Genomic DNA, 13,245 nt, shown 5'->3' with positions numbered 1-13,245 from the left:
TAAAAACTTGAACTTTTTTGTCATTTAAATATACATCAATAAGTATAAAAAAGCGTAAAAGCTAAAAATAGATCAGCTATTTTTTAGCTTTTACACCTTCGTATTGAAAAGTTTAGTTAGGACTACTTCAAAATTTTTCGATTAGAATAAACCGACTACCTCTCCCAGATTCGTCACATTCATATTCAATGCGGCTGGTTTCTTTGGCAATCCTGGCATTGTCATCACATCACCTGTCAAAGCTACTAAAAATCCTGCACCCAATTTGGGTACAAATTCACGGATCGTGATCGTAAAATCTTCCGGTGCACCTAGTAATGTTGGATCGTCAGAAAAAGAGTACTGGGTTTTCGCCATGCAAATCGGTAGGTCAGACCAACCATTTTTCTCAAACTCAAGGATTTGATTCTCTGCTTTTTTGCTAAAAGAAACTTCTTTACCACCGTAGATTTTTTGAACGACTGCATTTACTTTTGATTTGATTGAATCACTAGATTGATACAATGGAACGTAATTCGCGTCTTTTGTATCGATCAATTCTACAACTGCTTTTGCTAATTCAACTCCCCCTTCGGCACCATTTTCCCAAACACTTGCCCGTTTTGCTATAACTCCTTCTTTTTCGCACAATTCCTTCAGTAACTCTAATTCAGCCTCTGTATCAGTCACAAATTCATTGATTGCAACGATCACTGGGATCTTGTAACTTCTCATATTACGAATATGCCGCTTCAAGTTAGCAAATCCTTTGTGTAAAGCCTCAAGATTTTCAGTTTGTAGTTCTGCCTTATCCAGTCCCCCGTGCATTTTCAACGCACGAACAGTCGCTACGATCACAATCGTATCTGGCGCTTTCTGCAAATTAGGAACTTTGATATCTAGGAATTTTTCTCCGCCTAAATCTGCACCAAAACCAGCTTCAGTAACAACATAATCAGCAATTTTCAATGCAGTTTTAGTTGCCAATACACTATTACAACCATGAGCAATGTTTGCAAACGGTCCACCATGGATAAATGCGGGTGTACCATAGATCGTTTGCACGAGATTCGGTTTAATCGCATCTTTTAACAACAAAGCAAGGGAACCCTCTGCTTTTAAATCACCAGCTGTTACAGGACGACGATCGTAAGTATATCCAATAACGATTCGTGCTAATCGAGCTTTTAAATCATCTAAATCAGCAGCTAAACACAATATCGCCATGATTTCACTCGCTACAGTGATATCAAATCCGTCTTCTCTTGGAACCCCCTGAATCGGTCCACCCAATCCAACGATCACATTTCGCAATGCGCGATCATTCAAATCCACGACACGCTTCCAAATGACACGTCGCGGATCGATCCCTAGCTCATTTCCTTGGTGGATGTGGTTATCTAATAAGGCAGACAGTGCATTATTTGCAGAGGTGATTGCATGCATATCTCCAGTAAAATGCAAATTGATATCTTCCATTGGTAATACTTGCGCGTAGCCTCCTCCAGTAGCACCACCCTTGATTCCCATAACTGGACCTAAGGATGGCTCACGTAATGCAATCACAGCTTTTTTGTCTAATTGATTAAAGGCATCACCTAATCCGACTGTAACTGTTGATTTTCCTTCACCAGCTGGTGTTGGATTGATAGAAGTTACCAGAACGAGGCGACCATCCTCTTTTTTCGAAAAATTCTTCATTGTGGTAAAATTTATTTTTGCTTTGTATTTCCCATATAATTCTAGATCATCTTCATTGATTCCGATGCTATCCGCAACTCTAATTATCGGTTTTAGCTGTGTTTCTTGTGAAATCTCTAAATCACTTTTCATCAAAACGCCCCTTTTCACGAACTATCTATACGAATATTTATTTTTTGTTAAGTTATACTTATTATACCTGTTTTCATTGTAAAAAAAAACAAAAAAAACTGATTTTTGATTTATTTGACGTACCTATTAATTCTCTTTATAATATAGGCTATGATCAGACATAGAAAGGTCGTGAGTGTTTTGACCACAGGAATGGTGAAATGGTTCGATAACAAAAAAGGATATGGCTTTATTAGTTATGATGAAACAGAAGAGATCTTCGTACATTTTACTGCAATCGAAGAAGAAGGATTCAAAATACTTGAAGAAAACCAAGTGGTAGAATTTACCGTTATTGAAGGGAATCGAGGCGTTCAGGCGGCCCATGTCAAAAAGATCAATGAATAAACACAGCCAAAGCAAATAAAAAAAGCTATTCCAATTGATTGGAATAGCTTTTTTATTTTTTATTCCTTTTCATTATTTCTGCCTGACTACTAGATTAGTCAGGTTACTACTCTCTGTTACTATTCTCTGCTACTACCTAGTATTCTTGTTTCGATTCTTACTGGTGCCTCTAAACTCGTACAGAATCTTTATCTTATTCAACTAGATCTTTCGTATTCTTAAGTATTGATGGCATCGTTACCGTTTTTTTCATAGGATATTTCAAGTGGTCCAGTAATTCTACTTGCGCCTTTCTTTTTACAAAAATCACAAATGGCTCTTTATTTTTTTCAATTGTTAAAGATAATTTGCGTTTTTGTACATGGACGTCCTTGATTTGATCAATTGGTATTTCACGATCTCTCCAAAAAGCAGCATATTTTATTTTTATTGCCTCTTTTTTTAAAACTAGTGAGCGTCGTAACCCTAGCAAAAGGAAAATAAAGAATACCCCCATTAAAATATTACTTTTCCAATAAGGTCTTGTATTTTCTAACGATAAGATCAAACTCAAAAATAAAATAATAAATGTTGATGACCAATAAATGATCGACTGTGCCGTTTCGGGCTGCCAGCGAATATTTTTTTTCATTCTTCAACCTCGTGTCTTTATCTGTAATGGTATAATAAGTCGAACCGACAATTTTTGAAGGGCGTGTTTTTCCTTATGTTAAAAGTATACATTGATGCATCAACAAAAGGCAACCCTGGACCTAGCGGTGGAGGAATATTACTAGTCGCTGATCATCAGCAAGAACAGTTGTCTATCCCTTTATCCTTTGGTTCAAACCATCAAGCCGAGTTTGAAGTCTTTTTAAAAACTTTAGAAATTCTAAAGAATAGACAGATGACCGAAGAAATCATTCTCTGCTATTCCGATAGTAAAGTGCTTGTATCAACCATCGATAAAAATCATACGAACAACAAAGATTTTTTACCCTATTTAGAAAAAATACAAAGTCTATTAAAAGATTTTTCAATGTTGATTCTTCAGTGGATACCTGAAAGTAAAAATAAAGGCGCAGATAATCTAGCTAGACAAGCTTTACAAAAAAACTTATAAGCTATCTGTATATTTAGTTCCCCCCTCTCACACTCAATTCCTTTTTATTCAAATTGGAAAATGAACTATTCACTGTTTTATTCGTTTCTTTGCTATTTGTTGCTGCTTGTTCGACGATAGTAGCAAAACTTCTTTTGTCACGAATATTCGGAGTACTTGGAAGGGTCGTGGGTTGATCCTCTCTGATATTTCCTACTATGGTTTGGTTCTTTTCAGTTTCATATTCTTTTACTATGAGAAAAAAATTCCCCGTATGCATCAGCGCAAAAAACATGAATATTTTAGGATCGATTAAAGGTCCATCCCTCAACCCTCTTTCCACACGCAGACGATTGAAGAAATCATTGTCTAATGCAAGATCTCTTATAATCGTCATCACCACTTCCGCATCTAAAATCAAAAAATTTGCTGCTAACATTGGATCATTTAAAAGTTGCTTTGCCACCTCACTACGAGCTAATTTAGGCAAATCGAATTCTTGCGCCAAATGTCTAACAAACAAATCAAAATCCTCAGAATACGTTATTTTCGCATATTCAAGGTCATAGCGTTTTCTGATATCTTCACCACTACTTTGAAATCCTATCGGAGGATCTTCAAATTTAGCATAATCAACTGTGCTTGATACAATATGCGTGGTTTCGTGGATAACCGTTCCGGATAAAGTAGGTGTAGTTTGAATCGTTGGCTTAGCTGACGGCTTGACATGAAATTTATCCGCCATGATCAGTATTCGGCATTCTGGGTCAGCATTTACAACAAACGCCACAGTAGTCGGAGGTTTCACTTTGGATGTATAATAGTTTTTCGTCTTTTTATCGTAGACTAAATCGGAAGAGACGATCCAGATATTTTTATAGCCTAGATCTTTTGATAAGTTGAGGAATTGTTCGCATTTATCCGCTATAATCAATAATCTTTTGATGACTTCTTTCATTATTTGTTCTTTATTTCCGCTGGTTTCTAGCTTGAACATGTGATTCAAATATTGACCTGGCTTTCTTTCTGCAAGTGTTTCAAGTGTTAACCACTCCTCTGCTTTTTTCTTGAATGTTTTGAGATAGGTCACTGCCTCATCAACTCCCGAAGCGACTTCTTGTTGAAATGCATCAATATACTCTGGTACTTTATCAGAGGTAAAGCCAGGAAATATTCGGTAAGGGATCTCGGGCTTGTTCGCTAGTATTCTTGCGATTTCATGCTTCATCCCTGATTTTGCCATCCCATCAGTACTGGCAGTTGGATTCGTATACTCTGACACAAAAGAAGTCAATGTTGGAAGCTTCACTCGGTCATCCTCATACCTGAACTTCTTTGGATGATCAGAAAGTATCGTGGCTTTTCTGAACTCATCAAATGTTACCGCTACACCAAGTGACTCAGGTAATTTGTAATATGGTGGGTATTCCAAAATTTTAGCTATCTCTGCTAAACGGTCTGCCTCATGTGATGTTCCCGCTTCTCCAACTTGCGGAATTGGTTGTTTTTCTTTTTTCCCCTTATCTGCCTTGTTCTTTGGTTTCTTGGGAACACTTTTCTTCCCACCTGCTAAGATAGCATGGTGTGGATCAGCGATCAATCTTTCTAATGGGGTCTCCACACGGAAATGATTGTGTATCTCATCAAATCTCAAGATGATCAACGGTCTAGTTACCTTTTTCTTAACAAGATGATATCGTTGATTTTCTCGGTCGATTAAAATTAATGGAATATAGCGATTGTTCACCTTGATATAAGATCTACCTGAGGAGGCATGCATCAAGCCATATTCATCGGGTGGAGAAAGAGTAGTGGGGCTACTTATACTTTCAAACTGTTCTGGTTGACTGATCACATAGTCGCTGACTTCTTTCGCTAATCTTGGCGAAGTATCCGGTTCAAAATACCAGCCTACGCCGTTAAATCGTATAGGAAACAATTTTTCTCCTTCATATACGTCATAACGTAAGCCATGACCTTCAATCGCATGGATTTGAACTGGGACCTTTTGTTGATTCATTTGAACGAATGAACCAATGACTTCTCCATTTTTCTCTACAGTGTATACCTTCCCTTCACCATATCCTTTGGGGTTCAAATTTTTTTCTACTACAAATATTTGTGAAGTATCCACTTGATGTGCGAGCCTGTTTATCCGCTGAATCTCCTCCTCATTATAAAACAAGTCCCCTTCAAAAGATCTGAGCTGACTGCCATGTAATGTGAAATATCCCCCAAAAATATCACCATCTTTTAGATTCATCACCTGCATGTACAACGAGTCTTTCACACGTCTCACGATGCTGTAGGCCTTTTCCAGGCAGCTGTGCCCGTACATGATCATCAGGCAACGGAGGTATTTTTTTTGTTAAAGTTTCTAGCTTCGTTAATAAAGGTTTCAAATGAGCAGGAATGAACCATTGACTTCTCAATTCAGAAAATCCTTTAAGTATCAACTTTGCTCCATCAGTGACTAACTCAAATCCAGGATCTGCATAGTGTGCTGTACTTTTAAGAATCGCTTTTAGTTCTAAACGAGTTGGTGTGAATCTCATTCCATTACGGATAGCGTGTCTGACTCCACTTTCTGCAGCGGCTTTTGCCATCCCCAGGGCAAAATTTGTACTTAGTCCCATCACTTGACCAACGACAGGGATCAAGAAAACCACATCAATTGTACACGAAATGACCGCATCAGAGACATTTTCATCAATGATTCCGACGATACAATCATAAAAAGGGATAATATGTTTGACCACATCCCCAATTTGTTCAGGTACGGACTTGTCATTTCCAAACTCATATAGCTGGCGATAGAAATGATCTCGCTGTATTTGACTGATGGCGATACTCAGTCTTGCTTGATCCAAGCCTTGTCCTAGTTCATGCTCCCGAATGATTTTTGTAGAAAATGTGAAGTCTTTCTTACCAATTCGGATTTTTTCTCTGTTTTGCTTATAACCATTGCGCCAAAGGTCTTTTTGATCAAACAATCCATATTTAAGATATAATAGCGGATCTTTATCTACTCGATAAAAAATATATCCCCCATATTGTTCCAATCTCTTCACAGCATACAAACGTTCTTCCCCTCCACGGATCGCTGCAAAAAGATCTGTTTTTTCTAGATTCAAGTTAGTATCCAACCATTTCTCACGCTCACCGAAATTGACTATTGGAATTCCTCCAATAGCTGGTGGTGCATAGTAATGTTGCTGATGCCTAAGTTCAGCCGTTGCACTATAAATCTGTGTTTCGTTTGAAAATAGAAAATTCTTCTCTGACTGATCTAAACCATTTAAAGCGGTGCCGATAAATCGCTGATTTACTTTGAAAAAAGCGGCGGCTACGTCTTTCGTTAGCTGTGTGTACCATTCCTCTAGATCTGGTGGTTGGTAAATATCGGGACAAGGTGGTAAGCCTAATAAATATGCTTGGTCTAATAATAATCTGTTTTTTCCTGAACGTTTGTTGCATTCTTTATTCACACTTTCTGCCAGTGCTTTTTTTCGGCGCCAGTTGGTAACTGCGTCCTCATATTCCCCCACCTCATGATAGAGTATTTTTTCATTCTCAACGATTGTCTCCGTCATTTCTTGCCAGAAAGTGATAAACTTTTGTAAGGCATAAACTTTATGATTACCATTCTCTAAAGCCTCTCTTAATCCTTCAGGATCTAATTGAGCAGTAGCTAGTAAAGCTGGGGTTAGGAGGTATTGTAACCCTTCAATTTGCTTTATGGATTGTATTTTAAGAGAATCGCAAAAAAATTTACCAAGTGTAATCGCATCTTTATTGCTGAATTCTGACAAATAACCAGCATCTGCCAACAGTTTTGCTCCTGCTAGTTGCATCAATGAGCCAAAATCAGATATCGATAGATCATCGGCTAATTTGCTAGACTCAAGAAAATAATTAGGTAATATTTTTTCGATAAATTTTATCCATAGTTTTTCAAAAACCACCTGATCTTTTCTTAACATTTGTTCTTCTCTGCTATCTCTTCCGACAAGGCTATGGATATTGATAACACCCTCTTTTCTTAACGAATCGACCTCTAAAAATTTTCTGACTTGTCCAATCGTAAAGCTTGATGGATCGGGTGAGTCGAGAATTTTTCTTATCATGTATTCTTCGACCGAGCCACTTAATATATTTTCAATCGCCCATCTCATGACAGTAGCTTCAGCAATTTTTGCAGAAATTTTATCTTCTGATGATCCGCCATACATCTTCAGTTCTTTTAGAATGATTTTGGCGATGGCCTGAAATTTATCTGGCATAAATACCATGCCAACACCATCTTGTGTCAACCACTTTCCCATAGATATAAGTATTCGTTCCGATGATTGATCATAAGGAACAACCCCTTGTTGAATAAAAAACTGATTCAACTGGACACGTATATTTTTATTCTGCCATTGTTCCTTGCCTACACTGAGATTTAGTGGTTCCCCCGCGATTTGTTCATTTTCAGTTAAATCAATGTGGACAGGTATTACATCTTCATCAGTTGGCGTTGACAATTCAAGTGACGGATCGTCGAAGTCAAATGTTTCAAATAACCATTTTGTATAGGTTAACTCGGCATGTGCGCCTGAGATGACTCCATCATTTTTTTCGTTCAAAATCACTTGTGCCAATTGTTTGATTTTGACTGGATCAATCACCTCGATCGTCGCCCCCTCTAACAACACCCAATGAGTAATTGTTTGTGCAAACGCACTGGAATCAGACATGTTCCAACTCCTACCTTGTCCTTTGAGAAAATCAGCAACTCTTCGCTTGGTCTCCTCTTTTTGGTTATGTATATCTTCAACATGCTTTGTTGCCTGAACACTTTGGGAATCATCTGCTTTTTTTTGTAGGTGATTTTCTTTAAGAAATGTATTGATCTTCTCTTTTTTATTACTAAGCTCACTCTCTTGACTCTCATTGATAAGGTAATTTAACTGAGCATTATTGTCTTCCCATTGAAGAATACAAACCCGTGCATCCTGGACAGTCAATAATCGCCATTCAATCCCGTAATGCTTTAGGATTAGTTCTGCTACCTCTTTTTGTCTTTGGACAGTTTCCTCGTAGTTTCCTGCGCTAAGCACCCAACTTTGCATTTTCCTCACTAATTCACTGTTTGACACATACCCAAGGGATAACTGTTTTGCAATAAGAAAAATCCTGACTTCTCTGTTTACCATTAGTGTTTTTTCACGTTGATTGAAAATCTGATAATCATAACAATATGGCTTGATGGGTTCAACATTCAATATAGTCGCTGCCTGATCATTTATGAAGTCATTATAAATGATCCCACTAATGTTTTTTTGTTCTTGAAGCTGTTCAGTATAGGGGAGTTCTGGTGCAGACAATTGATAATGAACTGTTTGTTCTGTATTTTCTTTGTAGGTACACCCTTCTAATAGTAAATTCGTTTGCAATTGTTGTTGCACAGCTGTTTTTTTAGTTAGCAAATAGGGATCACCTAACCGAATATTTTTTACCCCATAGGCTTTCATAATATAATAAGTGATGAATTGTTCTCTTGATTCTTGTTCCAAAAAATCAGAAGTTCCACCCGACTCCACAAAATCGTTGAGACCATCTATTATTTCTTTAGCTGTAGCTTCTTCCTTGATCGCAATTTTATTTTTTTCGAAGAACTCATGAAGAAGTTCTTTTACCTCAATCGTTTTGTTTCGATTTAAAAAAAGATCATATTCATAATAAAAGATCGGTAAATTTTGAAATACTACTCCTTCAGGCATCAGATTATTTTTCAGGATTTCTTTGATATTGTTTACTTGATCTAAATCAGAGACTGGTGGTGCCGTTGTCGTGAGATTGCTCATCTTTACTTTAGGAGCCGTCAAATGAACCATCACACTACTCACTTCAATAAATGTAAATCCTTTAAAAATATTGTTTGTTCGCCACTGAAGTACAATTTCTATGGCTTCTCTATAAGTTAATGCACGATCTGGTACCCCATATTTTTTTAGAATAAGACGCGCAAGAGAGATTCTTTTCTCTAAGACAAGGTGAAAGGCAAATCTATCTTGTTCCCAGTTATCGATTAGAATAAACAAGTCTTGAATAGAAAGATCCCCCATAAAATCTTTGACCGCTTCATTGACCTCATCTGTTTTAGCACGCTGTTGATACACATCGTGATCGTACCAAAAAGGCATCATAGGCTCCAAGTCAACATCTGGAAAAGGTTGTCTCTTCAAGTATGTATCGATAATACGATTGATTTTATCCACCGTTTTCTCAGGGATATCTTCATAAGAAGTAAAGCCTATTTTGGGAATCTGTTCCGAAAGAGGTTCAGGTGTCATGCGATTAGAAGGAAGTGACGTGGCACCGACACCAAATAAGTTTGTTTTCTGATCAAAAAATGTGCTAACGCTTTCGGCAAATCTACTCGTTAATTGCCAGATAGTCGTTGTTAATTGTTCGGCTTCTTCATTTGATAATGGCAGCTTGACAGGTAAGGGATGCGTAAAAAAAGAATGTTCGATCAGATGATTATTTCTTCGCTCTTTACCAATCTCTTCGTGTCCTCTTGGTATCCCCTCAGATTTGCCTTTTATCCATTCATCAAATGGACGAGAAGGTTCCCCTTCTGATTCCTCAGCACTAGGATTCGATAGAGTGTTGCGAACAAATGAGCGAAAACTATCAGCTACATAGAACCAATAATCTTCAGTCACACCGTGAAAATAGTTATCGTTTGTGTTGTCTGTCCCATTTTTTTTAGTAATATTATCGTTGTGAGATTCATCAGCGAATCCTTCAAACACATTTTTAAGTTTATCCGCGATATCTTTTAATTCAAAGTAGTCTCTGGCATTTGTTGGGGGGATTTTTTTGAAATAGAATTGTTGAAGGAGGGGTGAATGCTCTTTGTCCTTTTCATTTATCTTTTGAGATTTAGCAGTTGCTACTTTACATATGGTTTTAAAGTGAGTTTGTACTTTTCGAGGTTGTTCCCATAATCCCCATTTCCGACCGATTATTTCTTTTTTTGTCGTCGTGCAATTTTCTAGTTCAACTAGACCATGTACGAATTTATGAACCTCTAAACTCCATAACTGTGCTGCTTCGGCCAAAGGAGTTGACGTATTTATCTTGGGTTCAAATCCATCATATGTACTGTTTTTATTCAATACATCGGAAGTCTTTCCGCCATCGAACGTTGAACTTGAGGTTAACGAGTGGACTACTTCGTCTTTATGATTGATCCAATCATCTGTTACGACAAAAGTATCCATCTCAAACATAGCACGCTCTTCTTGAACAGCCCTTTGCTTGTTCGGCATCTCTTCTTCTAATTTGAAATTTTGAAACAGACTGAATGCGTAGAGCATTCCAACCGCCGTCTTAAGACCCTCTCTTGTTGGTTGTTTCCCAGAATGATTAGAAATATAGTTGACCATTCGTTGTTCGGCTTTTGTGTTGAAATTTTTATATCTTTTATTATTGAATGTTCCTATTGGTTTACGATGATCTTCTATTGGCATCTTATTCACTCCTCAATTCATTCGATTGACAGACTTCCAAGACTTCAGCAACAGCTGAACGTTGCAACAAGAATTTTTACCTTGTGAATGATAAGAATCATTGAAACTCATTATTTCTTAAAATACACAACCTACATCCATTATTATTCCTATTGTCAATACTGAAAATTCAAAAATCATTGATGGAACAAAATATTTATTTTTATATTACTTGATAGTATTTATACAACAACTACTATTATTTCTTGATCCAGAAAAAAAAATCTGGTTTTTATTCATAGAATTCAAAATTATTTGGTAAAGAAATATAAATTTTAAAAATACACATCTGTTAAAAGATACTTTCTATTGCACGTCTACGATGCCACCAGCTATGTTCATTTTATGTAATCAAAAAGGAACCCCTCGTTCAAGAAAAAAATAACCTGAAAATCTAGTCTAATCCTCCTTTATCCTTTCCCAACTATAAAGTGACGATATTCCAGATTCCTTCTTGCAAAAATAAGCAAAAAACCCAAAAATACAAAAATATTTTCAGGCTTTTTGCTTATTTTATTTAAGTCAAACTCTTTTATTAAAATCTTATGGCGCCAGATGTCCACATGAATGACAGAACAGCCCATATCTTTTTTTAAGCAAAGTGTTAAAAAAGCAAATAGTTATGGTCAAAGGTGATATCCAAATGATACTCACCAACTCTCTTTTCTATTTGGATACGCATCATGCGCTCTAATTCCTCATCTGACAAACGTGTACCTTCAGGAACAACGACATCAAATTGTAGGATCTGGCCTTTATGGATCATGCGAAAATCATGGATTTTCAAGCCTTCTGCTGTCTCATTGATGATTTTTTTCAACTCATTGAGAATCTCTTGATAATTCTCATTATCAACTGGTACCGGATCTAGATGACAGACTAATTCTACACCCAAAGATTTTTTGAAGTCTTTTTCGATGATGTCCATGATCTTGTGCGCTTCATTTAAATCTAGCCGATCATCCACTTCCACATGAACAGAAGCAAAGCGCTGATTTGGTCCGTAATTATGAACTAACAAGTCATGATAACCGAGGATTTTCGTATAGCCATTCAGCTGCTCCTCCATCGCCTGGATCTGTTCGACAGTGGGACGGCTACCTAATAATTCATACACGAATTCTCTTAACATCATTACGCCGCTGTACAAGATGTAAAGTGCTAACAAGAAGCCAATATAGCCATCCACGCGCCAACCTGTTAACCATTCGACAGAAGCTGAGAGTAAAACAGCAAATGTCGTATATACATCATTATAACTGTCTTTGGCAGTTGCATGTAAGGTTTCCGAATCGATCATTTTTGCAGTTCTCTTGTACATACGCCCCTGAATAACTTTTAAAGCAATCGAAAAGACTAAAACTAAAAAGATGATCGGTGATAGCGCAATATTTTCCGGATCGATGATTTTTTCAATTGAGGAGTGTAAGAACTGGAATCCGACGTACGTGATGATGAGAGACACGAATAATCCACTAATATATTCAAAACGTTCGTGTCCATAAGGATGCTCCGGATCTGCTGGTTTTGCCGCGATTTTGAAGCCAATCAAAGTCAAAACAGAAGAAGCGGTATCCGACAAACTGTTGATGGCATCCGCCATGATTGACACACTTCCAGAGAGTAGTCCGATCATCAATTTCGCAACGAATAGGATCACATTAGTTAACAGACCCCATACTCCTGCCATCAATGCTTTTTTTGTTCGTTCTTTTGCTGTCAGTGTTTCTTGTTTCTTTGCCAAATTTGTGACTCCTTTTATCTGTGATTGCTGATCTTATATCATTCAGGTTTTAAAGGTGTTGCTGCAAATAATGCTTTGGCGAGTAATGGTGTGATGATCCCTGCGCCGATAGCTTCTGGAATCCCATTGATTGCTGCAATTCCAGCAAGTGTCTTGAACAAGACCGAAGCATCGACACCATAAGCTTGAGCTGTGGCATTCGTATAAAATAAGCCCATCAATCCTAAAACAAGGACCGTATTGACTAAAGAGCCTAGTATTCCAGCTACAACAGCCGGTACGACGATCGTCGATGAACGCTTATACAACCAATGGAATACAAAGCCAGCAACGAGTCCCACTAAAACTCTGGGTACAACTGAGATGATTGGATTGGTGAAAACCAATGTATCGAAGGGTGTAGTTGGCATCGCGTAGGCACGGATGATCGTCGCAATTCCCCAGAACAAGCCGATCAACATGCCATCTTTCGGTCCTAATACTACGGCCGCTACGATCACTGTGATATGGATGATCGTCAAGCTAATAAAACCTAATGGAATAAAGCCTAACCATGGAATCATTGATTGAACGATAATGATGGCTAACAAAATGGCACGAAGTACTAACCGAAATGTTTTGTTTTTGCTATTCATTGAATCTCCCCCTGTTTGCTTTAC

At 37.5% G+C, this 13,245-nt stretch carries 8 protein-coding genes; 2 read left to right on the top strand and 6 right to left on the bottom strand.

Features of this window, described 5'->3' with window-relative positions:
* Positions 1-141 precede the first annotated feature (141 nt).
* Entirely contained in the window at positions 142-1,812 is a 1,671-nt protein-coding gene (locus I2F89_RS00250) for a formate--tetrahydrofolate ligase (protein ID WP_195513196.1), read from the bottom strand.
* Between the two features lie 180 nt (positions 1,813-1,992).
* Between I2F89_RS00250 and I2F89_RS00245 the strand changes: the two genes are divergently transcribed.
* Positions 1,993-2,199: a cold-shock protein gene (locus tag I2F89_RS00245; protein WP_195513195.1), complete on the top strand. Its 207-nt coding sequence runs from the start codon at positions 1,993-1,995 to the stop codon at positions 2,197-2,199.
* A 193-nt stretch (positions 2,200-2,392) separates the two neighbouring features.
* Here I2F89_RS00245 and I2F89_RS00240 read toward each other — a convergent pair whose 3' ends face one another.
* A complete protein-coding gene (locus tag I2F89_RS00240; protein ID WP_086334637.1) occupies positions 2,393-2,830 on the bottom strand; it encodes an EbsA family protein in 438 nt (145 codons plus the stop codon).
* Between the two features lie 75 nt (positions 2,831-2,905).
* On the opposite strand from I2F89_RS00240, the gene I2F89_RS00235 reads away from it, so the two are divergent.
* Positions 2,906-3,301, top strand: a complete 396-nt coding sequence (locus tag I2F89_RS00235; RefSeq protein WP_195513194.1) for a ribonuclease HI family protein — start codon at positions 2,906-2,908, stop codon at positions 3,299-3,301.
* Between the two features lie 13 nt (positions 3,302-3,314).
* Here the strand turns inward: I2F89_RS00235 and I2F89_RS00230 are convergent, their stop codons facing one another.
* The 4 genes from I2F89_RS00230 to I2F89_RS00215 form a co-directional block, all read right to left on the bottom strand.
* Complete coding sequence (locus tag I2F89_RS00230) at positions 3,315-5,378, bottom strand: hypothetical protein (protein WP_195513193.1); 2,064 nt, start codon at positions 5,376-5,378, stop codon at positions 3,315-3,317.
* 145 nt (positions 5,379-5,523) lie between these two features.
* Positions 5,524-10,803 carry a QWxxN domain gene (locus I2F89_RS00225; RefSeq protein WP_195513192.1) on the bottom strand — a complete coding sequence of 1,760 codons (5,280 nt, stop codon included), beginning with the start codon at positions 10,801-10,803 and terminating at the stop codon, positions 5,524-5,526.
* A 643-nt stretch (positions 10,804-11,446) separates the two neighbouring features.
* Positions 11,447-12,586, bottom strand: a complete 1,140-nt coding sequence (locus I2F89_RS00220) for a cation diffusion facilitator family transporter (RefSeq protein WP_071867251.1) — start codon at positions 12,584-12,586, stop codon at positions 11,447-11,449.
* A gap of 38 nt (positions 12,587-12,624) precedes the next feature.
* Complete coding sequence (locus I2F89_RS00215; protein WP_071867250.1) at positions 12,625-13,221, bottom strand: ECF transporter S component; 597 nt, start codon at positions 13,219-13,221, stop codon at positions 12,625-12,627.
* Positions 13,222-13,245 lie beyond the last annotated feature (24 nt).

Source organism: Enterococcus sp. 1001283B150225_161107_E12 (genome assembly GCF_015556925.1).
GTDB lineage: Bacteria > Bacillota > Bacilli > Lactobacillales > Enterococcaceae > Enterococcus_B > Enterococcus_B mundtii.
This window is presented reverse-complemented; position numbering and strand designations above follow the sequence as displayed.

What these genes read in the sequence shown, in the direction of transcription:
- I2F89_RS00235 (WP_195513194.1), top strand. Translation starts at nt 2,906, where the DNA reads ATGTTAAAAGTATACATTGATGCATCAACAAAAGGCAACCCTGGACCT.
- I2F89_RS00240 (WP_086334637.1), bottom strand. Translation starts at nt 2,830, where the DNA reads ATGAAAAAAAATATTCGCTGGCAGCCCGAAACGGCACAGTCGATCATT.
- I2F89_RS00225 (WP_195513192.1), bottom strand. Translation starts at nt 10,803, where the DNA reads ATGCCAATAGAAGATCATCGTAAACCAATAGGAACATTCAATAATAAA.
- I2F89_RS00250 (WP_195513196.1), bottom strand. Translation starts at nt 1,812, where the DNA reads ATGAAAAGTGATTTAGAGATTTCACAAGAAACACAGCTAAAACCGATA.
- I2F89_RS00215 (WP_071867250.1), bottom strand. Translation starts at nt 13,221, where the DNA reads ATGAATAGCAAAAACAAAACATTTCGGTTAGTACTTCGTGCCATTTTG.